The following is a 22,927-nucleotide window of genomic DNA, read 5'->3' as shown; positions in this document are numbered from 1 at the left end:
CACTCGCTTAAAATTGTTGTTCTACGGGCCACTGAATTTGCGGCCAGTGGGTACCATCTTGATCGGTAAATACGGTGACGCGGTAACGGGCAGCGTACGGCAAATCAATACGCTGCAAATACGCCGCATTTTCTGGCATGTCTAACACAATCCGCATCAGTTGTTTCATGACACCGGCATGGGTCACCAGCAGTACCTTCTTTCCGTGATAGGCGCGCAGCAAATCTTGCCATGCCTGTTGAATACGTGCATCAAACGCAGGCAAAGTTTCCCCCTTGTGTGGCGTATTAACCCAAGGGTTTTGCCAATATTGCGTCAATACATCCCCTTGTGTTTGCCAGAGCACATCATGGCGCTGGCCGTCCCACTCGCCGAAATCCATTTCCATCCAGTCAGCAACCGCGTGGTATGGTAAGGCATGGCGGGCAGCGTACTGCTCAGCAAAGACACGACAGCGCTGCAAGGGCGAGCTGACCACACGTTCGATATCGTCAATATCCGCAACAGCCCGGGCCATTTGGGTTAATCCCTGTGGGGTAATGGCAAAATCGGTGTGTCCACGTAAACAACCATGCCCTTCCGGTAAGCCATGACGAAGAATATCGATGCGCGTTACCACTCCGTTATCCATAATGCCTCTTTATTGTTGATTGTCTTTCAATACTTGAGGAAGACCGGCAGTGACAAACGTCACGCGATCAACCTGTCGAGCAATATCTTGATGCAACCATCCACTTTCATCGACAAACAGGCGTGACATTTCGCCCATTGGTACAATGCCTTGGCCCACTTCATTACTGACAAGCACCACGCGACCTTGTACGTGCTGAAGAGCGGCTAGCAGTGCGGATTTTTCCGCGGGCCAATCCGCATTCACATCACGATCAAACAAACAGTTGGTAAGCCACAAGGTTAAACAATCCACCAATAGGCAATGGTCCGGATGATCATGCGCACAAATGGCTTCCGCCAAGGCTATCGGTGTTTCCACCAACTGCCAATCAGCAGGACGATCTTGCTGATGACGCAAAATACGCGATGCCATTTCGTCATCACCCGCCGTGGCCGTGGCAATATAAATGACGCGTTTGCCCGATTGGATCGCTTGTTGCTCGGCAAAACGGCTTTTTCCCGAACGGGCACCGCCCAGAATGAGTTCTGTATTCACTATCAATCCTGCACTTGAAAGGGCTTAGGGTTATTCCCTTTCATTCTAAAAAACTTTTCACTAACAACAACTGATTTATAACGATATTGATTGATTACGCAATGAATCACCCACACCGACCCCGCATTCACGGTGTAAACATGAACGCCAGCTGAATAACGCACTCAGAATAAATTCAGGTGAGACAGTGTTTAATAGCAACATCAAAACAAGGAGAGACACCATGATTAAGAAACTCGTTATCGCTATTGCCACTGCTGCTGTCCTGATCCCAACCGCGAGCTTTGCGGGTGAACGCCACAATGACAACGACAATGGCCGTACGGGCATTCAATACACAGGACCGGTTGAAACCGTGACTGTCGCACAACTGTTAGAAGACACGAGCATGTTTACCGAGAAGCAAGCCATTGTGGAAGGCCATCTGGTCAAACAACTCAATCACGATACCTTCATTTTCAGCGACGGCACTAAAGAGATTCAAGTTGAACTCGACGATGACATTCAGTGGCCAACGGCATCTGTGACACCGGCTGCAACAGGCACGGCAGCAGCCAACATCGATGCCACCACCAAGGTGCGCTTATTCGGTGAATATGAAGGCGGCAACACACCAGAGATCGAAGTCGACCGTATTCAAGTGCTATAAGATGGCGTGACATCATCACCATAATCACGGCATACCTATATCATCAATAGCCAGTCTGGCGAAAAGTTGTACACCAACAACGCAGACAGACTGGCTAGCTCCCTGTCTTTCTTTCTCATTTCAACATCAATGTTAGATTTTCATCACACTCTGACAATCAATCCGACAAGTAATACCATCTTTCCTCACGGTTATCTGATATCAATAGCATTCGCCATTAACACGCACTCATACACCTGCACTGAGTATGTGTTTTCGTCATGCTACACTTCGTCTAGCGATTCCTATTGAGTACCTTCATGTCTGATGCATTGCTGTACCACAAAACGTTTCCACACCCAACCAGTCAAGAATGGGTGGTTTTCGTCCACGGTGCGGGTGGAAGTTCGTCCATTTGGTTTAAACAAATCAAAGCCTATAAGCAGCACTTCAATTTATTACTGTTAGATCTGCGGGGCCATGGCCGTTCCAATAACATGTTTCAGGACATGATCAAAAATCCCTACACGTTTAAAACAGTCACCACCGATATTGTGCAGGTGTTGAACCACTTGAAAATCCAGTCAGCCCACTTTGTCGGCATTTCTCTGGGAACCATCATTATTCGTAGTCTTGCCGAGTTGGCACCAGAGCGCGTCAAAACCATGGTGCTGGGCGGAGCGGTGACACGCTTGGATGCGCGCTCTCAACTCTTGGTGAAAGCGGGTAACTTGTGTAAGCACTTCTTGCCGTATATGTGGTTATATGGCCTGTTTGCCTACATTGTGATGCCACAAAAAACACAAAAAGAATCACGGTTGATGTTCATCAATGACGCCAAAAAGCTCTGCCAGAAAGAGTTTAAGCGGTGGTTTAAATTGGCCGCAGACGTGAACCCGATCATGAAGTACTTCAAGGAAAAAGAACTGCCGATCCCTACTCTCTATTTAATGGGGGGCAATGATTATATGTTCATCAAACCCGTCAAAGAGATGGTCAAAAAACATAAGAATAGCTTTTTGACCGAGTTTGAAAACTGTGGGCATGTGTGCAATGTTGAAAGACCGGATGAATTCAATCAGCACTCCATCGCGTTTATTCAACGCCATCAAACCTTAGCGGCGTAAAAGTCACCGCTTAGCGACACCCGATTAGCAATACCCTCTAGACAAACAAAAGGCAGCCCAATGGCTGCCTTTCTTCATTCCTATTCAACACAGAGTAACGCATTAAGCCAGCAAGTGCTTATTCAAAAACGCCGACAAATGGGCGTTGACGATCTCTGGTTGCTCAAGGTTGATCATGTGACCCGCACCCGGCAATACCAATAATTCACTGCCCGTAATACCGTCATGCATGAGATAAGATTCCAATACCGGACGCATTTTGTCTTCCGCGCCCACCATAATCAACGTTGGCAAGGCAAAGGCTTCTGCGTCTTCAAACATATCACGACGGCCGTACACCATGCGTCCCATGCCTGCAACAGCACACGCCTGCGCGGGATCCAATCCCAACAAACGGGCTTTAAAATCCGCTAACCACTCGCTGTCCGCTGACTGCGTAGACGCATGCAGCGGTGCGATGAAATCAACCACTTCTGGCGTAAAGGCTTTCTCTCGCTCAACGGTTTCAATCATGTTGAAGTACTTTGCGTGCGCAACTTGCGGCTCGTAGGCCACAAAGGTGTCCATTAACACGAGTGCCTTCACGCGTGATGGCGCTTGGATCGTGATTTCGGTTGCCCACATGCCCCCTGATGACAAGCCCACCAGTGAGAATGTCTCAATGGATAGCGAGTCAAGCAGCGCCAGCACATCGTTCGCGTAATCTGCGAGGTTACGCGTAGCTGACGGCGCAATCGCCGACTGACCGTGTCCCCAGCAATCAGGCACGATACAACGGTATGACTGACTTAACATGGCAACTTGTGCCGCCCACATCGTGTGATCCCACAAATAGCTGTGACCAAACACCAGAACGGGGCCTTCCCCGATATCTTGATAATGCATTGTGTGTGATGCCACACTGAATGTATTCACGCGCAACGTTTCCTTTTTTTACCAACACTCACCCTTGTTGGGTGCGTTGAGTGTATCAATAAATCAAGCCATTATCATGACTTAGCATACCGTTGCTCGACAGTTCGCACGCCCTGCTGATACAACACCCATGCCACAATACCGGCAAACGTATTACCCACAAGCATTCCCATGAACAAGCCTTGAATGCCCGCCCACTGCGCGCCCAACCAAATGGCCGGTAAAAAGCAAACAAACAGGCGCAGCGCAGAAATCAACAACGCACGCATAGGCAAGGTAATGGCATTACAAATCGACACCATGAGCATGCACACGCCCAAGGGGCCTAAGCTGATCGGCACCCACAATAAATGGATGGATAATATATCTGCCACTTTCGCTTCACTGGTCAACAGTTGGGTTAAGACTGGCGAGAGCAAGAACAACAGCACGGCTATCGCACATTGCCATACCAACACAAATTTCACCGCAATGCGGATCAACGCTTTGACCGTATCAATCTCTCCCCGCCCTAGCAGACGCCCAACCATCGGTGGCATCGACATCGTCAACGCCAGCACCACTACAATAGAGAAAAATTCTAATCGCGAACCCAGCGCCCAGGCCGCCACCGTTGCCGCACCAAAACTAGCAAGTAATTTAGTGGCTAGCATGGAAGATAATGGCGGCAACAACTGACTTAACATGGCAGGTGCCATGATATTCGCCAGCTCTTTCATTGACGCGACGATGTCTAAATCATGCCAATCAAAACTCATCCAGTGACGTTGTAACACCTTCGGGTAAACCACCAGCATCCCTATACCAAAGGCAATAATCGTTGCCCATGCCGCCCCGTTCAGGCCCATATCGAACGTGAAGATCAACAACGGATCCAGGATCATATTCAGCACACTGGTCACCACCATCATGATCCCGGGTAACATGGTGTTACCGTTCGCCCGGCATAAACTGTACGCAAAATACAGCATCGCCCCCGCCCATGAACTGGCTAACCACACCGGCCAGTAACTGTCGATCACTGGGTAGACCGTGTCTGGCGCACTGAGCAGCAGCAAAATACCGTCTCGACACAGCCAAATGACACCAGCGAGCAACAGCACACTGATCGCCCCCGTGAGGACCACGAGCCCACCCAATTGTTTGGCACGGCGTTCATCCCCCGCACCGAGCACACGGGAGATCAGCGAGGTGGTGGCAATACCCAGACCCACCTGTAAACCAATCACCACCATCTGCATGGGCAGTGTGAAACCTTGCGCGGCCAACGGCAGAATACCCAGTTGACCAATGAACGCACTGTCCACTAACTGGAAGCTCATTAACGATAAGACGCCGAATAACATCGGCCAGGTCATATCAAACAGCTGACGGGCTAAAGATTGAGAAACCATAATTGATCACATCTTGATAGATTTGTGGATTAATGGATTAAGGCTATAAAAAAGCCCGATTTATCATCGGGCTCTTCATTGACGCGAGGTGGTTTTATGCCGTCACGATTTTGACTAAATCGGCTGGGCGGTAATAGATAGACTTCAACACCTTACCCTGACGTACCAATTTTCCGCCAAGATCGACATCTTTGCCACACTTAGCAATGATATACTGGCCTTTCTGACTACCGACAATCTCAACACCTTGCGTGGCATAATGCGCTTGCGTTTCCGCAAATTCTTGCTCATTACGGCACACTTTACTCATGTTGCTTGAATGCACTTCGTCCCAACAGGTCACGAAGTCAAAACCCAGACGCTTGGCAATTTGCAGTAACAGATCAATGAGGTAGCTGATCCCAATATTGGCTTCAACGGTTGCATCGCCAAGGTGTACAAGACGCCCCATCAATACATACACGGAATCGACAATCGCATCGGCTTGTTCAACCAACGAATCAGCTTCGGCCAATTCAGTTAATTCTTCCACCGCCAATGAGGTGTGCAGAGCGTCCGCCTGATCATTCAACGTTGCAGGTGATTCACTATCCAAATCGAAGGTATCGCGAAATTCACGAATATCACGGTAAAGGTGATCGAATAACGCTTGATCCAATACAGCCAGCTTCATGCAAATGTCCTTTGTCATCATCATGTCTGAGACGGGTGAAATGATACCCATCAGATTTTATAAAATACCACTTCATGCGCAGATGAAATATCGTGCGCTGTTCGCTTATTTAAACGTCAGCCTACCCCACCCCGCAATCAAACGGGTACTTGAGTAGGCTGAAAAAAGCGAAATTAGAACGCTTGAGGTGCGAAGCCAGTCACTTCTTTGATACCCATTTCACGGCCAAGCGCAGTCATTGGGTGTACAACGACCAAGCCTTTCACAGACTTTTTCAGCTTACCCATGTCAGCTTGTTCTGCTTTCGTCAGAACACGCTTAAACGCCATTGACTTCACATCACCGCTTTCTTTGTAGACGATGCGCTGCTGCTTACTCTTCACGCTATTGATTTTTTTTGTAATCGCTTCAATCTCTTGCGTTGCTTGGCCGGCGATCGCTTTATCACCACGCTCTTTTGCTCCAGCGAGCTTACGACGAAGCTTGTCCAAACGGTTATTCAGTTGCTGAAGCTCTTGCTTTAAATTCATGTAGTTACCTTAATTTTCTACGACAACGTCTTAAGATACCGATCTTAAGAAATATTGCGAACAGGAGATTATATATCAACTCCTAAGCTTTGGGTCAGATTTTATTATTTTCAATTTTATCACTAACAAATAATGCGAGAGAAACGACGATATGAAATCGAGAGCACTTATGCCGATTTGATAATGTGAGTTTCATCAACAAACACGTCAAAAAGTCATTTATACTCCGTCAAATAAATGACGAACAAAGGACTAACTCGTTATGTGTCAACAATGTGGAAAATCTGCCTTCTCTCGTGTTAAACGCCGTTTTATCGAAAAACACATTACTTACAAGCAGAGTCAAAAATTCCGTTGTCATACTTGTCGGACGATTTATTTCATCGCGGTTGGCGATCCCGTTGCGCCCTTCCTGAATCCGTAGAGAGAAGACTCGGTACACATAGCATGCAATACCAAGATCCATTATGATGATCACCGTTTGATTTCTTCAAGGCGTTAACATCATTATGATTATTGCAGGACACCGTGGTGCGGCAGCGCTAGCTCCAGAGAATACCCTCGCAGGGTTTAGTGTTGCCGCTCAAACTGACGCAACAGGCATTGAAATTGACACCCAGCTCAGCGCTGATGGTATTCCTGTTGTTTTTCACGATAAAACCGTCAGACGCTGCACAAACGGCACAGGCAAGGTCGCTTCCCTGACACTTGCTCAATTGCAACGCTTAGATGCAGGTTCATGGTTTTCCCCCCAATTCGCAGCACAAACCATTCCGAGCTTAGAGCAGGCGATGCACAAGTGTCTCGTGCTCGATTTGACACTGAACGTGGAGCTTAAAATCCACCATGTGGATGAAGCGGTTCCATTGGTTGATGCTGTCGCAGCCCTCATTCATCGCATTGACTTTCCCGCCGATAAACTCATTCTCTCCAGCTTTGAAATGGCCGCTATTCAGCACTGCCAACGTGTGTTACCGCATATTCGACGGGGCTATATTTGCGAATCATGGCCTTCGGATCAATTAAACCATCTTGCTCCCTTATCACTCTTCAGTGTGCACATGGATCATCACATCCTCACGCCAGCGATTGCAGCAAGCATTAAGCAAGCAGGGCTTCAGCTGCAAATCTGGACCATGAACGATCCTACTCAGGCCCAACGCTTTTCTGATATGGGGGTGGATGTAATTATCACAGACTGCCCGGATCAGTTTTCAACGCGCACCTAATCACCGACTCAATGCGATGATCACAAAGGCAGAATGTGCCGACCGCTGGCTCAATTCTGCTTTTTTATTCATGTTAATCATGACCTCACCGAGAATCTTGCCCTTTTTTACTTGCAATTTGACGCTGACTGAGCAAATTCCCCGCATTTCACTGAAAATAGTCCCCACAGCCATCTATTATTCATCTATAATCACCGACCATAATTTTGTCAGGCTCAGCCGTCTGCTTTAGGAAATAAGAATGTCATTTGCATCACAAAACTTTTCTCAGGACATTGTCCGCGCCCTTACTGAGTGCGGCTACGAGAAATTAACGCCAATCCAACAGCAAGCGATCCCGCACGCTCGTCGAGGAAACGATATTCTTGCCAACGCACAAACAGGCACTGGCAAAACTGCAGCGTTTTCTCTTCCCATTATTCAGAAAATTCTGGATAAGCCTAAGCCACGTAGTCGCTTTAATGTGCGCGCATTGATCCTTGCACCGACACGTGAACTGGCCGCACAAATTGCGAAAAACATCGAAGACTACACCAAGTACACCGACATCAAAGTGGCTGCGATTTACGGCGGTACCAAAATGTCATCGCAAGAACGTGTACTGGAGCAAGGTCTTGATATTCTTGTTGCCACTCCTGGCCGCTTGATGGAGCACATGGATCTGAAAAAGGTCTTATTGGCGAACCTTGAATTCCTTGTTTTCGATGAAGCTGACCGTATGTTGGATATGGGCTTTGTGTCTTCTATCCGCACCATCATGTCTGAAATCCGTAATCACCCTCAGACCATGATGTTCTCTGCAACATCGTCAAGCCAAATGAACGTATTGGCGGGTGACCTGCTGCGTAAACCTCAGCGTATTTCTGTCAGCCAAGAAAATGCCACGGCCGATACCATCGCCCACGTGGTATACCCTGTTGAAGAAGACCGTAAGCGTGAGCTGTTGTCTGAACTGATCGGCAAGAAAAACTGGCAACAAGTGTTGGTTTTCGTTAACTACAAAGAAACCGCGAATGAGCTTGTGAAAGAGCTTAAAATGGACGGTATCAAAGCGGTACTTTGCCACGGTGATAAAGCACAAAGTGCGCGCCGCCGTGCATTGGATGAATTTAAAGAAGGTAAAGCACGCGTCATGGTAGCAACAGAAGTTGCTGCACGTGGCTTGGACATTCAAGGTCTGCCGCATGTTGTGAACTACGACATGCCATTCTTGGCGGAAGACTATGTACACCGTATTGGCCGTACAGGTCGTGCTGGTCAGAAGGGTCACGCCGTTTCTTTCGTAAGCCGCGAAGAAGAATTGACCCTTGTGCAGGTAGAAGCGTTGATCAAACAACGTATTCGCCGTGTTGAGCTAGAAGGTTACGAGCCAAAGAGCCGTGAAGCGCTACTCGATAAAATGCACACTAAACCGGCTTTCCGTGACCGTCGTGGCCGTACTAACAACCCGACTGAACAGCAGTCAGATGCAGAGCGTCGTGCGCGTTTGCGTCGTGCTGTACTGAACAAATCAAAAGTTAGCAAGCTGGGTAAATAATCCCCCGCGATGTAAACGCTGAAAGGCACAGAAATAAAAAAGAAATGAAAAGGGTTAGCCACTGGCTAACCCTTTTTTCATTCTGTTGCTTACGCATGACTGCCTATAAACACTTAACGCTATGGCGTAATACTCTCGATGAATAGATAGATTAGCGCTGTTCGATATATTGCTTAAACGCCTCGCCCGGAATGGAACTGGATGTTTCGACAGCAAACGCCGCCCATTTCGCCCCGGCTTCCATCGCTACGCGGATAGACTGTCCCGCGAGTAACGCGTGGATCACGCCAGCAGCAAATGCATCCCCAGCCCCCGTCGTATCGACGACTTCTGCCGGTACCGCTGGTACCGTTTCTGCCCCGTGTGAAGAATAGGCCGTTGCCCCTTTTTCACCGTCTGTCACGATAAAATAGCGCAAACGTTCACCACTGACCGATTGGCCATAGGCCCAGATCGCCTCACTATCGGCATCAGCATCGGCCACCGTACTGATATCGACCGCCGAGCGAGGCTCGTACTGGTGACAACGGTGTTGGTGACACTGACGATGCGCCGCCAAATCAGACGCGGAGGTGATCAGCACATGGCAAGGACGCTGTTCGTCGCCTTTGGGTAACTGAGCGACCACCAAAACATCATTAGCAATGCACGTCACGGCGGCCTCTGCCCACGCTTCAACGCCTTCTGCTGAGGTATTGATATACATGGCATCCCAACGCGATAAATCCGGCGCCGCATTTAACTCAAAGCGGGGACGAGCAGGACGAATAATCGTGCGTTCGCCATCGGGTGTCATCAGCAGCATGAGCTCAGGGGTGGCAATATCATTACGGTGTAACAACGCACAATTCAGCCCTTGCAAGCTTGCTTCCGCCAATAACCAATCCGCGGTGTCATCGCGGCCGATTTGACTGACCAAAGCGACATGATGACCCGCCCACACTAAACCCAGCCCCGTGTTCGCGCCGCCACCACCGAGCCGACGACCAAGATCTTGGTAATGATGCCGTCCACCCGCTTCTAACGGTTCCTCTAACGCTAACACGCGATCACAATTGAGGTTCGCCAACAACATGATGTTTGCCATTCCAGTGCCTCCCCCTGAACTCAGATTCCATCCTGTGTTATTACTTTGAATATAGGACAAAAAAACGGCAACGTTTTCACGTTGCCGTTCATTTTGCCATTATGCTGCGATACGCAAGTTTTTAGCAATAATCACTGTATGGATTGTCAAAATTCAATGGGATAGCGTGACTGAACTGGGATAACTGAACACTATCTTGTGACAGGGTCACTGAACTATCATCCATCACACTCTCACCAAAGTGATAACGGATCACTTCTTCGCCACGGCACGCGGCCAGATCACTCGCTTCAGTCTGTTCCGCGACCACACGGTGTTTCTGCTGATAGTCAGCCATCGTTTTCTCACCGTGTTTTTTCGCCAGCATGGCCAAGGTTTGCTGTGGTGATAACACCAAACCAGAGGCGTTATTGCCACCAAAGCCCTTTGCATTCAGGATAACCGCTTTCATCCCTTCCCCTTTCTCACCGACATGTAAGTGTTCCGTCAGAATATTCAGGTGAGATTGATGAACGTCATCAGCAATGGCATCGATTGTTGAGATCCCCGGAATCCAACCGTATTGCCACACCCCGAGTGAGGCAATTAGCTGATCCCCCGGTGCACAACTCATGGAATGGCCCACATACGATTTGATCGCGGCAACGGGCCACTGATCAATCTCGAACGTTTTAGCCACTTCATTCAAAATATGACTTTCTGTCACGCGGTTTTGAGGGGTCCCCGTACCGTGTGCTTGTACATAGGTTTGTTTTACGCCTTCCGGGCCAAGAATCGCTTTCGCCAATGCCGTGGCTTTCGCCACCGTCACATAATTACCAACTCCTGGCGCTGAAATGGATTTCTTGTTTGCGTCTGCATTAATAAAAACATCCGCCACAGAGCCATAAATATTAGCGCCCAGCGTTAACGCCAATTCATCATCCATCAACACAACAAACTGTGCCGCTTCTGCCATGGTAAAACCCGCATTTTCGGCGAACGGACGACAAGCTCGGCGGTTATTAACCTTCTCACTGCCATCAAGGGCTTTGAGCTGTGCATCTTCTGCCAGCGCCCCCATCACACGGAAGCCTTCCATGATGTCTGCCACAACAGGGGCTTCTGCATTACCAACAATCGCAACCCGCGAATGGCCTTGCTGAATATCATTCATCCCTTGGCGCAAGTTATACAAGAAGGTCGCACAAGCGCCCATGTTGGTACCTGTTGTGCCAATACTGTTGATAACGTAGCCATTGATGAAATCGGCCGGCATTTCGGCCAATGACAACGCCATCATTTTAGAGCTAACACGTCCGCCCGTCAGTGGCGCGGCCAACATGCCTGACAGTGAATATTCATCAACCTGTGCCAACGCACTGCCCGCATAGACAGAGACTTGGTCAGGCTCAATATGCTCAAGAATGGCCTCCCAATCCATGCCCAAGGAATTCAAGGCATCAGACGCTCCGTACACGGTTAAGGTTAAGCCGCGCGGATGGAAACGGGATTGATATAACTTACTCGGATCAAAACCACGTGGAATATTGCCGCCACTCGTCACGGGGAACGCCACGCGATCTTCAAGCAATGCGCCCAGTTCACCGGTGACGGTGATGGTCACTTGGCTACCGTGTTCTTCGACCTGCCAGTTCTCAGGGATCTTGCTCGGCAATTTAGATTTGCGTAACGTAAACGTAATGTCTTCATTGCTTTGCAGTGTGGCTTTATATTGATAAAGCAGATTGTCCGGATCAAACGATTCGATTCGACGGACTAATGTACCGGCTTTGATCGCCGCAATGATATCTTCGTTGACGGCATCGGAATCTGATAACCCCATACGTCGACTCAAATCTTGCCACGTTGACGCCATCTCCGCGTCCGACAACACATCCGCTACCATACGCTTATAGCTGTGAAAACCGGAGCTTCGCCCCGCTGCATTCATACCGCCAAATCCGACAATCAAAGGTAACTTCATCATTATAAAACCCACTTAAATTCCTTAACCCCTATAGATTACCGATTTACACTGTTCATTCATCTGGCATTTATGCCATTATGACTGCCATTCACGCCAACACAGCGAACTAATAACGATGAATGTGGGATTCCTCCTCTATGAACGCGCACTGATCACCGGTATTTCATTGGCCGCAGAGATGCTGTCGAGTGCTGCCAGCCTGCGTTCTCGTACCGAACAGCGCCAAACGCCATTCAGCATCAAACTTGTCGCGCCCAAATTGGCACCGACCAAAGTCACCGCGGGACTTCGCTTACAACCCGACATTACCTACGATGACGATCAATCTTTTGATGTCGTGATCTTGCCACCGATGTGGGGCAACCCACTGCAATCCATCCGCCGCTCCGCCAACATTATCCCTTGGCTCATAAAGCAGCATCAAAAAGGCGCCAAATTAGTAGCGACCGGCACGGGCGTGCTGTGGTTAGCAGAAACCGGCTTACTGGATCATCAGGTTGCCACCACCCATTGGTACTATTACGATAATTTTGCCGCCCGTTACCCGCACATCACCCTCAATCGCCAGGCGTCGATTACAGCGGCAGATAACCTGTTTTGTACCACCAGTATCAACTCACAGTCTGAAATGATCCTGTACCTGATTGCGCAGCATTTCGGGCAGAATATCGCCAACACCATCGAAACCCACTTCGGCCACGAAATATCAAAAACCAGCCAACAGCCGTTTTATCAAATCGGCGGACAGTTGCAGTTTGATGAGTCGATAGCGCTGGCACAGGAATGGATGAAGCGTAACTTGTCCCATTCAATCACGGCACAAAGTGTGGCGGATCACTGTGGCCTGCCCTTACGCAGTTTCAATCGAAAATTCAGCGATCAGGTTGGCCAAACCCCGCATCAATATTTGCTCCGTTTACGGCTGGAAGCCGCGCAACAACTGCTCAGGGATGTCGGCATGTCCGTGCAAGACGTCGCAGAACAAGTGGGCTATAAAGATGCCTATCACTTTTCCACTCGCTTTCAAAAACAGTTTGCCATCACACCGACGCAATACCGCCGCATGGTGAAAGCAAAAACCTATAAACCGTAAGAACCTATAAACCGTAAGTTGTCGTTGTAATAGGCAGTCTGTGGACACCTTGTTGTTGATTTGAGACAGTCGGTTAGCCCCATCACCGCCTATGATTTAGTTGGTTTTGTCTGATCGAGAAGTGAGTTGCACCATGCCAGTTCATTCCCAACTCCCACGTTTAGTCACCTGCCTGTTAAGTTTCATCTTTCACGCTGCACAGGCCAGCCAACCACCGTCGACTGATTCTGCCGCCAATGATCTTCACCCAACCAGTTTGGTGGTAAGCAGTGAGAAGCAATGTCGACTGGATCTGTTTCATCTAGTCAAAAATGCGAACGATATATTCACCCCCAACCTGCAAGTCGCCTTTATTACGGATAACCTGTATCGCCAACGGTATGTCGCCATGAAAACCGCCATTTCTCATCCGACAGGCTTTGAAAATATTGCCTACTACCGCGCAGGACAGCCCATTGAAGTGTTCACGGCCAATTGGCGCAATAACGGGACGAAACACACCGTTTCCCGTTTGGTGATGTTAGGGGGAACGAGCGACAAACAAGCCTTTGATGTGCTGTCTGGTTTAATGGGGACCGACCAAGGGCATTTTGAATTGCGAGACAACGCCAATCGATATCGACTTAATGCCAAGTCCGACGATATAAACGCATTTTTCTCTTGCCTTAATACCTATTACCACCAATAACCACACGCTCAACCGCATAAAATAATAATTTGAGACAATACGACACCCAACCGGCTTCATATGCGCAGTTATATGTGAATTAGATCACGCATATTTATTCTTTATCAACATTTCACAGTAGAAAACAGCATGCATGCCGATAAAAGCACATTCCACGACAGGACCTGAAAGTGTCTTCTCCCTGCCATTGCTAAATAAAGGAAATGCAGTGAATTTTTCTATGAAACATAAACTCTGTCTGACATTTGCCTGTATCATCCTCGCAATTTCAGCTATACAAACGTGGCTTGCCAGTGATCGATTAACCGCTGATGCCGAGCAATCGACCCAGCGCTTGGTGTCTTCATTAAACAAAGCCGCGTTAGCCAATATCAGCCATTGGTTAGAAAACAAAGCGATGATCACCCAATCGGTGATCCCTGCGTTTGATCATCAAGCCGGCCCTACTGATGCATTAGCACAGACCATGCACGCCGGTGAATTCGATTTGGTCTACGTTGGCCTGCATTCTGGCGATGTGATTCTCAGTAAGCAAATCTCTTTCCCTGACGATTATGATGCGCGTGAACGTCCGTGGTACCAGAAGGCCAAGGCAGAGAACCGTACCATTATTACCTCACCGTATATTGATGCATCGTCTAACCAATTAGTGGTCACGCTGGCGCGTCCTTTTAGCGCCACACACAATCAAGGGGTGATAGCTGCGGATGTCTCTATTAATACCTTGGTGACGGACGTGTTGGCATTAAACCAAGACGGTATGTTTGCGATACTGATCGATGCTGAAGGTGAAATCATTGCTCACCCTAATGCCTCGCTGACATTAAAGCCTGCTACCAATATCAACGACACCCTAACCACCAGCGCCATTCAGGCGATGAGCCGTAACGACCACCTTGCCACCATGACCATCAGTGGTGTGGAAAGTTTGGTGCAAATCGACCAAGTGACTGGCACTCAGTGGTACTTTGCCTTGGTTCTCGACAAAGCGAAGGCCTTTGAACAAGTGGATGCCGCATTGTTTGATGCACTGATCAGCACCCTTTTCCAAGTCGCGGTTGTGATTGGCGCGGCGCTTTTCTTTGTCGGACGCGCCCTGAAACCACTCGAGCAATTATCGGATGCAATGCAGGATCTGTCCCAAGGCAATGGCGACCTCACTCGCCGTCTTGATTTCCCGCAAGACGATGAAATTGGCCGTTTAGGTGGGCATGTGAATGCCTTTATTGAAAAACTGCATCAATCCGTTTCAGGCATTGCTGGGTCTACCGTCAAATTGGCAGAACAAGCCCGTAGCAGCCACGCGATGGCGGAACAAAACAGCCAAGCTTTGCAGCTTCAACTCGGGGAAATTTCACAAATCGCAACCGCGGTGCATGAGATGTCAGCCACGGCACAAGATGTAGCCAGCCACGCGGAAGGTACCGCCAGTGCGGCGATTGCGTCTCACACCAACTGCAATGAAGGTAAAGCAGTGATCAGTCGCAACCAAGCATCGATCACCCAACTGGCTCTCCATGTGGAAGAGGCTGCCAGTATCATTCAAGAGTTGGAAAGCAATGCGCAAGAAATCAATGCCATCTTGTCCACTATTCAAGGGATTGCTGAGCAGACCAATCTGTTGGCGCTGAATGCCGCCATCGAAGCAGCACGCGCCGGCGAACAGGGCCGAGGCTTTGCTGTGGTGGCCGATGAAGTGCGTGTCTTATCACAACGAACACACAGCTCAACCGTTGAAATTCGTTCAATGATCGAAACCTTGCAACGCAATACACACACCGCTGTGACCACCATGCAGCAAAGCCAAGAAATGGCAACAGGCAGCGTCGAAGAAGCCAACAATGCCACTCTGGCACTTGAGCAAATCACGGCATCAATTCAGCACATTTCGGATATGGCGACACACATCTCCAGCGCGGCCGAAGAACAACGGGCAGTGTCGGAAGAGATCAGTCGAAATACACAGGCGGTTAACGATGTGTCGGAGCGGCTGTCCGTCGATGCGAGAGAAACACAGATACTCGCGGAAGAACTGAATGGCATCACGCAGCATCTGAACATTGAAGTGAATAAGTTTAAGATTTAAGCATTCATACAAACGCAAAACGCCAGCAATCATGCTGGCGTTTTTTGTTCATTTTTCGGGTGTTACTTTCTAGACATTAACGGTTATGCCAAACGGTGGCTACCGGTTTTGTCCGTGTTACGATGGCTGATATCTTCGTATTCACCATCAATGGTTGACCCTTGCTGTGAACCCGCGCCTTCATAGGCATGGGTATTGAATCCTTGTTGCTGCATCGCTTGCTCATACGCGGCATTTAGCTTTCTTTTGATGAACGGCTTGGCAATCAATGCGCCCAGTCCGATAAATAAGCCCATCACGGCAGCGAATGTAACGGTAAAGAAACCCAATACAAGTGCAATTACACTAGCAATCATGTTTTTCATAGCTGACCTTTCATTCATCTTTGTTTTCATTGTTTGCAGTGTATGCCAACGAAAATGAACCAAAGATGAACAATGCGTTTATTTTTACCTTTCGCATTTTTTGCGTGTTCACCGGCGTTAATCCAACGCGATGCTGACCCCGACAGACAAGGTGTACGCAGACAAATCATCATGCCCAATCAAGCTGCTCGCTTCTGCATAGCCATACCAATCCTGATTAAACGCGCCGGAAATCCCAAGGTGCATACGGCCATAGAAGTTGTCATCCGAATCCACCACAATGGGTAAAATACTGCCAGAGTGATTAGATTTAAGCTGAGAGATCACCCGCTCATTCCCACTGGCAATATCATAATGCACATACCCCTTGGCATACGGCTGAAACATACCAAACGGTGTCCGCAACGGATGCGACACACTGACCCCTGAAATCAACATGGTTGATTCCAACGCATCCACGTTATCAATTTTAGAAATCAGGTAATTAGAATTGGTCATCGATAACCGCTCTGAATAACGGTCTGTATCAGACAGAGTATGTTGAACGCTGCTTTCCAGTGCCACATTCAGGTAGTCGTATGTAAACACATACCCGGTTCCGACGGAAAATACCCATATATCCGAGTCGGCTTCATTGGCGTTATTAATCACAGAGTCGGTATAGAGTGTCACTTGCCGTTCAATGTCTGTGTCCATCACGGCGTAGCTGGCCGTAAAATCAATATACCAAGCATCACGGAAATAACTGAAATAACCCGATGCGACTAATCCATCAATTTCAGTATCGTTCGTCGCATTAAATGATTGATAGAAAGGCAGGCCTAAAGTAAGCCCAAACAGATAATGCTCACGGAATAAGTAATCCCCGCCCAGCGTCAGTGAATAGCCACTGTATTCTTGCTCATTACCGGCTTGATTCGCATTGTCATTCAATGTGGTCGAATCAACCCGCATGTAGCCGCCAAGGGCATGGCTGTGCGTGACGCCCGCGCCACCAGCCTGTGTCGAAACCGCATTTTGCACAGGCAGTGCACCGGATAAATAGCCCGGCTGTCGAACAGTTCGCTTAATGGATGTGCGTTCTTTGATCGCTTTCCCCCGCAATCCGGCGGTGGAATAACGCCCCATTTTCGCGCGAACTTTGCGGTCAATCTTATCGCCCCGCACATGGCTGGCGATACCTTTTAACTCTGATACCGCAGCATCCATTTCAGCGGAGAGTCTGTCACTCAATGTGCTATCAGCATCATTACCTGCATGCGCAACAGGTAATGATGCCATCAGGCACACAACCGATGTCACGGCTGTCACCTGTTTTAAAGACAATGACATAATGCCCCCAAAAATTTGTTACCACTTTCTCTTTTTCTTATCTACATCGTGAAAGTGTCTTGCTGGTTATTTTTAACTTAATCAGTATAGGCAGCGCAGAAATGATACTTGTCCCAAAAAATATACAGTGTCGATTATTCACCCAACCCTGCCATCAATAAGCAGAAATAACGGCCCCCTATTCTTGCCTGCGACTAGAAGTGCGAATAACGGTGACGGTAGATGCATGATTTATTGATAGAAAAATGAGGATCTTGGTCTAACACACATGCGTATAAAACCATTAATTATATTAACGCCGTTGTTTATACCTTTGTTTGATATGACGTGACTCACGACAAGGTGGCTATACTCATAGCTGTCGATGTCAGAAAAAGATAAAAATTATGGCTTATCGTTTGGCTATTTTATTGATGTTATTCATTCATAACGACGCGGTGGCAGCCCCTACATTGACAGAGCAAGCTGCCAAAGACATTTGCCAATGCCTGAAAGAGCCTTATCAGCAAGTAGAAACCATTCAGGCAACGCTGAAAGATGCGAAAGACAGTGGTAGCTTGTCCCGTATCACCGACTCACAAGATGACTTGATGAGCGTCATTAGCGCAGCGAAGTTGTGTATGGAAAAAGTGCGCACTCGGTATCCGGACATTCATCAATCCCCTGAGCAGCAAGACGCTGTTTTAGCACTGACAGACTCACTGTGCCCAAACCCACTCAGCCACACGACCAGCACGCCGGCAACACCAACACCAACACCAACACCAACACCAAAATAGTGATAGATATATCGATTAAATAAACAAGCGAGCCACAACGATAAAAGTGTGATCAGGCTATGTAGTCACAACACAAGCAGAGTGTTAATTTGATGTTATCAAGGTGATGAGAGGGTTTTCTGATGAACAGTTTATGGCTAACTCCCGTTAAGCAACTTACTTTCCAGATTTTTTTTCATTATCGGCATTTTTTCCAGCTCAGCTACTACCCCATTTTAGCGGTCTGTTTGGGGGCTAGTCTGCTCAATATCGTGCTTATGTTACCTTCTAGTAACATGAATCCGTCTCCGATCGCACTGGCTGTTTTTCTGTCTGCGAGCTTGTATTGGGTCGTGATTAAACATTATTACGCCACGATATTGGCATGGTCAGATACGCGCAGCAGACACCACACGGTGCATGTGTTGCGTAAAAAGCGAGTAAGCGAGTAAGCGAGTAAGCGAGTAAGCGAGTAAGCGAGTAAGCGAGTAAGCGAGTAAGCGAGTAAGCCTATAACAGAAGGAAAAGAAGACAATAAAGATGAAACATACCCACCTAAATTAAGCGTGTCACGCTATCCCAAGCCGTGACACGCATTTCTCTACCCAATCAAGTGCGATTACTTGATGGTTACCTTTTCAATAGTGATCGGTTTTTTAGGCACATCTTCATGGCCACCGCGTTTCTTACCGGTTCTCACCTTAGCGATCGCTTTTACCACATCCATACCAGCCGTCACCTGACCAAATACGGTGTAACCCCAACCTTGGTTCGTTGTTTCCGTGTGATCAAGAAAACTGTTATTCGCAAGGTTAATGAAAAACTGTGCCGTTGCAGAATGTGGCGCATCGGTACGGGCCATCGCAATGGTACCTGTCATGTTCTTCAAACCGCGGTTTGCTTCATTCACAATCGGATCACGGGTTGGCTTTTCTGTCATATCAGCAGTGTGGCCGCCACCTTGAATCATGAAACCCTGAATTACACGGTGAAAAACCGTGCCTTCATAAAACCCATCCTGACAGTACTGCAAAAAGTTTTTACACGTCACTGGCGCCAAGTCCATGTTCAGTTCAATTTCGATGTCGCCAAGATTGGTTGTTAAGATAATCATTTGCTGTATCGCCGCTCAATAATTGAGGAAAGAATAAATGAGCGCGGAGTTTATCACTGAACACCACCGCTTCCCAAGCATCAATATGCCGCATTTTATCATCAGTGGTAGCACTACATTCCCCACTCTTATTTTACGTAATCCACGCAATAATCATTCATCCTACAATCCATCACATCAAAAAAAAATGACGAAAGTCTCCGTATTTTGTGGTTTTTCGTGATAGGTGGGTTCAAAAAACGCCCGCAATGTAACGCGAATGTTATTATTTCTCTTTCGCACCTCTAATTCTTTCCCTTTCGCTTTGCCTTGATTGCCGTAATTACCAAGTATTGAACATAGTTGATAACGAACGACTCGTATCGACGTAACAAAACCATCAAACTCGCAATCAATTTCGAGGGAATTTAGATGAACAAACGGACTTTTCTTGGTGGGCTCATTGCGGCCACACTAGCAGGCGCAACATCAGCACCTGTTATGGCGGCACCGGGCGCCCCTATCATTTCATGGATGGAGACAAACTTTTCCATTATCGAAGTGAACGACGCAGCAACCGCTTATAAAGATTTGGTTGTCGTTAAGCCGTACGCTGAAGTACCGGTGACTTGGGATCGTTGGTCTGGTGAGCCCGCTGATACGTGGCGTGTACTACTGAACGGCGAAGTGGCGCATGAAGCCGCCGTTTCACCAGCAGCAACCCAAAAACAATCCACCGTGTTGCAAGTTGCCAAAGGCGGCAAATATGACATGGTTGTAGAATTGTGTAGCGGCACAGGTGCAGCGCAAGCTTGTACGCAAAGTGCACCTAAGCCAATCGTTGTAGCAGACACAGACGGTAGCCACCTTGACCCGCTACCAATGAACGTCGATCCAAACAACAAAGACTACGTGACACCTGCCAACACTGTTGTCGGTGCCTACTTTGTTGAATGGGGTGTTTACGGCCGTAAATTCCCAGTAGATAAAATCCCAGCGCAAAACCTGACGCACATCATTTATGGTTTCGTGCCAATTTGTGGCAACAACCCTTCTCTTGCGGATGGTCCTTTAGCAGCGCTTAACCGTGCTTGTGTGGGTATGGATGACTTTGAAGTGGTTATTCACGACCCATGGGCGGCAGTACAAATGCCACACGCGCAATCAGGTCAAAGCCACTCTTCGTCTTACAAAGGGACTTACGGCCAGATCATGGCGCTTAAACAGCGTTACCCTGATCTGAAAATCCTGCCTTCAATCGGTGGCTGGACACTGTCTGACCCATTCTACGAGTTCGGCGACAAAGCCAAGCGTGACAAGTTTGTCGCATCGGTTAAGCGTTTCCTTCAAACGTGGAAATTCTACGACGGTGTTGATATTGACTGGGAATACCCAGGCGGTTCAGGCGCAAACCCTAACCTAGGCGACCCATCAAAAGATGGCGATACCTATGCGGTTCTTATGCAAGAACTTCGCGCGATGCTAGATACGCTTTCTGCTGAAACTGGCCGTACCTATGAACTGACTTCTGCTGTGGGTGTAGGCTACGACAAGATCGAAGACGTAAACTACATCGATGCTGTTCCGTACATGGATTACATCTTCGCGATGACGTACGACTACTACGGTGGTTGGAACAACGTTGTTGGTCACCAAGCGGCGCTTGATTGTGGCAGCCACATGACCGCTGACGAGTGTGCGGGTAAAGGTGTGGATGCCGAAGGTAAACCACGTAAAGGCCCTGCTTACACCACGAAAAACGGTGTCGAGCTATTGCTTGCTAAAGGCGTTCCACCAGAGAAGATGGTTATCGGTGCAGCGATGTACGGCCGTGGTTGGACTGGCGTAACAGAAGCAAGCATGTCTGATCCAACAAACCCAATGACGGGCGTAGGTAACGGCAAGGTTGCAGGTTCGTGGGAAGCGGGCGTTATCGATTATAAAGATATCGTGACTGACTACATCAACAAATCTGGCGTTGTGAAAGGTTACGATGCTCAAGCAGAAGCACCATGGGTGTGGAATCCTGCAAACGGTGATCTTATCACTTATGATGACAAACGCTCTGTGATGGCGAAAGGTGCTTACGTTCGTCAAAACAACTTTGCAGGTCTGTTTGCTTGGGAAATCGATGCCGATAACGGTGATATCCTGAATGCAATGCAAGAGTCGCTAGCTGGTGATGCGCCACCGCCACCAGCAAACAAAGCCCCTGTTGCGAATGCAGGCGCAGATGTTGCTGTAACGGCAGCCGGTGTTGTTGCTCTTGACGGTTCAGCATCAAAAGATGTTGATGGTCAAATCGTGGCTTACAGCTGGACACAAACATCGGGTCCTTCAGTATCACTGACTGGCGCGAACACCGTTTCTGCTTCTGCTAACATCCCGGCCGTCACTGTTGAGACGACGTTTGTATTCTCACTAACAGTAACGGACAACAAAGGTGCAACAGCGGTTGACACGGTTGTAGTAACTGCCACACCTGAAGGTAGCACGGGTCCGACAAATACTGCACCTGTTGCCGCTATTACTGCACCAGCAACTGCAAACGCAGGTGATGTGGTTGTTGTTGACGCAAGCGGTTCAAGCGATGCAGATAACGACACGCTAACGTACACGTGGAACATTCCAGCGGGCGTTCAGGCGACACAAAGCGGTTCAAGCCTGATGTTCACAGCAGGTAGCTACCCTGCAGATATGACACTGACGTTCTCAGTAACTGTTTCTGACGGTGAACTGTCTGACAGCGCAAGCGCATCTGTTGTTGTTCTGGGCGATGCACCAGTGGTTGAATGTCCAAACGCATACAAAGCAGGCGTTATTTACACCTCTGGTGATGTCGTTTCTCACAATGGCAAAGAGTACTCTGCCAAGTGGTGGACACAAAACCAAGAGCCAGGCACAACGGGCAAATGGGGTGTATGGAAAGAGCTTGGTGCAGCTGGCTGCTAATAAGCACTGTTCACAAGTAATTTCATTACTGTAAAAACCACAAAGGGATGCGAAAGCATCCCTTTATTTTTGCTTGTACCGTATTAAATAAGTGACGATGGAGAAGTTTAAAATATAGGCAGTTTTTCTCAATGTCGATATGCACTAGTCAAGTAAACTGGGATAATCAATCAAAATACTGACAAGTAATTATTGAACTATTTTCAATATATCCAGCGATAATCACAAATAAATAATAGACTAAACATTAGTTGCAATCTCTCGAACATCATGTTCACACTTACACGATCACTCTATTGTCTC

At 48.1% G+C, this 22,927-nt stretch carries 20 protein-coding genes; 9 read left to right on the top strand and 11 right to left on the bottom strand.

Features of this window, described 5'->3' with window-relative positions; translation table 11 throughout:
* Nucleotides 1-7 precede the first annotated feature (7 nt).
* Nucleotides 8-631, bottom strand: coding sequence for a histidine phosphatase family protein (locus tag ACSF8W_RS08295; protein ID WP_500846613.1), 624 nt, complete (start codon nt 629-631; stop codon nt 8-10).
* Between the two features lie 9 nt (nt 632-640).
* Nucleotides 641-1,168, bottom strand: coding sequence for a bifunctional adenosylcobinamide kinase/adenosylcobinamide-phosphate guanylyltransferase (cobU, locus tag ACSF8W_RS08290; protein WP_500846612.1), 528 nt, complete (start codon nt 1,166-1,168; stop codon nt 641-643).
* Between the two features lie 226 nt (nt 1,169-1,394).
* Here cobU and ACSF8W_RS08285 point away from each other — a divergent pair, with 226 nt between their 5' ends.
* On the top strand, nt 1,395-1,817 hold the full coding sequence (locus tag ACSF8W_RS08285; RefSeq protein WP_428477453.1) for a YgiW/YdeI family stress tolerance OB fold protein: 423 nt from the start codon (nt 1,395-1,397) through the stop codon (nt 1,815-1,817).
* A gap of 299 nt (nt 1,818-2,116) precedes the next feature.
* Nucleotides 2,117-2,923 carry an alpha/beta fold hydrolase gene (locus ACSF8W_RS08280; RefSeq protein WP_428477443.1) on the top strand — a complete coding sequence of 269 codons (807 nt, stop codon included), beginning with the start codon at nt 2,117-2,119 and terminating at the stop codon, nt 2,921-2,923.
* A 102-nt stretch (nt 2,924-3,025) separates the two neighbouring features.
* On the opposite strand, the gene ACSF8W_RS08275 is transcribed toward ACSF8W_RS08280, so the two are convergent.
* The 4 genes from ACSF8W_RS08275 to ACSF8W_RS08260 all read right to left on the bottom strand — a co-directional run bounded on the left by ACSF8W_RS08275 (nt 3,026) and on the right by ACSF8W_RS08260 (nt 6,435).
* Nucleotides 3,026-3,808 (bottom strand): alpha/beta fold hydrolase, encoded by a 783-nt coding sequence (locus tag ACSF8W_RS08275; RefSeq protein ID WP_428477454.1) that lies wholly within the window; start codon nt 3,806-3,808, stop codon nt 3,026-3,028.
* Between the two features lie 104 nt (nt 3,809-3,912).
* Nucleotides 3,913-5,232 (bottom strand): MATE family efflux transporter, encoded by a 1,320-nt coding sequence (locus ACSF8W_RS08270; RefSeq protein WP_500846610.1) that lies wholly within the window; start codon nt 5,230-5,232, stop codon nt 3,913-3,915.
* A gap of 94 nt (nt 5,233-5,326) precedes the next feature.
* The gene (locus tag ACSF8W_RS08265; RefSeq protein WP_428477445.1) at nt 5,327-5,905 is read right to left on the bottom strand and encodes a nucleoside triphosphate pyrophosphohydrolase family protein; all 579 of its coding nucleotides are present in this window, start codon (nt 5,903-5,905) and stop codon (nt 5,327-5,329) included.
* Nucleotides 5,906-6,078: 173 nt separating this feature from the next.
* A complete protein-coding gene (locus ACSF8W_RS08260) occupies nt 6,079-6,435 on the bottom strand; it encodes a YibL family ribosome-associated protein (RefSeq protein ID WP_500846607.1) in 357 nt (118 codons plus the stop codon).
* Between the two features lie 512 nt (nt 6,436-6,947).
* On the opposite strand from ACSF8W_RS08260, the gene ACSF8W_RS08255 reads away from it, so the two are divergent.
* Nucleotides 6,948-7,664: a glycerophosphodiester phosphodiesterase family protein gene (locus ACSF8W_RS08255; protein ID WP_500846718.1), complete on the top strand. Its 717-nt coding sequence runs from the start codon at nt 6,948-6,950 to the stop codon at nt 7,662-7,664.
* A 241-nt stretch (nt 7,665-7,905) separates the two neighbouring features.
* A complete protein-coding gene (locus ACSF8W_RS08250; RefSeq protein ID WP_500846605.1) occupies nt 7,906-9,201 on the top strand; it encodes a DEAD/DEAH box helicase in 1,296 nt (431 codons plus the stop codon).
* Nucleotides 9,202-9,352: 151 nt separating this feature from the next.
* On the opposite strand, the gene ACSF8W_RS08245 is transcribed toward ACSF8W_RS08250, so the two are convergent.
* Both ACSF8W_RS08245 and ACSF8W_RS08240 read right to left on the bottom strand, forming a co-directional pair.
* Nucleotides 9,353-10,288, bottom strand: coding sequence for a PfkB family carbohydrate kinase (locus ACSF8W_RS08245; protein ID WP_500846603.1), 936 nt, complete (start codon nt 10,286-10,288; stop codon nt 9,353-9,355).
* Between the two features lie 121 nt (nt 10,289-10,409).
* Nucleotides 10,410-12,257: a beta-ketoacyl synthase gene (locus ACSF8W_RS08240; RefSeq protein WP_500846602.1), complete on the bottom strand. Its 1,848-nt coding sequence runs from the start codon at nt 12,255-12,257 to the stop codon at nt 10,410-10,412.
* A gap of 115 nt (nt 12,258-12,372) precedes the next feature.
* Between ACSF8W_RS08240 and ACSF8W_RS08235 the strand changes: the two genes are divergently transcribed.
* The 3 genes from ACSF8W_RS08235 to ACSF8W_RS08225 all read left to right on the top strand — a co-directional run bounded on the left by ACSF8W_RS08235 (nt 12,373) and on the right by ACSF8W_RS08225 (nt 16,124).
* A complete protein-coding gene (locus ACSF8W_RS08235) occupies nt 12,373-13,350 on the top strand; it encodes a GlxA family transcriptional regulator (RefSeq protein WP_500846600.1) in 978 nt (325 codons plus the stop codon).
* A 133-nt stretch (nt 13,351-13,483) separates the two neighbouring features.
* Entirely contained in the window at nt 13,484-14,038 is a 555-nt protein-coding gene (locus tag ACSF8W_RS08230; protein WP_500846598.1) for a hypothetical protein, read from the top strand.
* A 220-nt stretch (nt 14,039-14,258) separates the two neighbouring features.
* A complete protein-coding gene (locus ACSF8W_RS08225) occupies nt 14,259-16,124 on the top strand; it encodes a methyl-accepting chemotaxis protein (RefSeq protein WP_500846596.1) in 1,866 nt (621 codons plus the stop codon).
* An 83-nt stretch (nt 16,125-16,207) separates the two neighbouring features.
* On the opposite strand, the gene ACSF8W_RS08220 is transcribed toward ACSF8W_RS08225, so the two are convergent.
* Together ACSF8W_RS08220 and ACSF8W_RS08215 are read right to left on the bottom strand one after the other, a co-directional pair.
* Nucleotides 16,208-16,489: a hypothetical protein gene (locus ACSF8W_RS08220; RefSeq protein WP_500846594.1), complete on the bottom strand. Its 282-nt coding sequence runs from the start codon at nt 16,487-16,489 to the stop codon at nt 16,208-16,210.
* 117 nt (nt 16,490-16,606) lie between these two features.
* Entirely contained in the window at nt 16,607-17,821 is a 1,215-nt protein-coding gene (locus ACSF8W_RS08215) for an autotransporter domain-containing protein (protein WP_500846592.1), read from the bottom strand.
* A gap of 386 nt (nt 17,822-18,207) precedes the next feature.
* On the opposite strand from ACSF8W_RS08215, the gene ACSF8W_RS08210 reads away from it, so the two are divergent.
* Nucleotides 18,208-18,600 carry a hypothetical protein gene (locus tag ACSF8W_RS08210; protein WP_500846590.1) on the top strand — a complete coding sequence of 131 codons (393 nt, stop codon included), beginning with the start codon at nt 18,208-18,210 and terminating at the stop codon, nt 18,598-18,600.
* Between the two features lie 598 nt (nt 18,601-19,198).
* Here ACSF8W_RS08210 and ACSF8W_RS08205 read toward each other — a convergent pair.
* Nucleotides 19,199-19,693, bottom strand: a complete 495-nt coding sequence (locus ACSF8W_RS08205) for a peptidylprolyl isomerase (protein ID WP_500846588.1) — start codon at nt 19,691-19,693, stop codon at nt 19,199-19,201.
* Between the two features lie 411 nt (nt 19,694-20,104).
* On the opposite strand from ACSF8W_RS08205, the gene ACSF8W_RS08200 reads away from it, so the two are divergent.
* Nucleotides 20,105-22,624 (top strand): glycosyl hydrolase family 18 protein, encoded by a 2,520-nt coding sequence (locus ACSF8W_RS08200; RefSeq protein WP_500846586.1) that lies wholly within the window; start codon nt 20,105-20,107, stop codon nt 22,622-22,624.
* Nucleotides 22,625-22,927 lie beyond the last annotated feature (303 nt).

Source organism: Photobacterium sp. 270122K, assembly GCF_059941365.1.
This window is presented reverse-complemented; position numbering and strand designations above follow the sequence as displayed.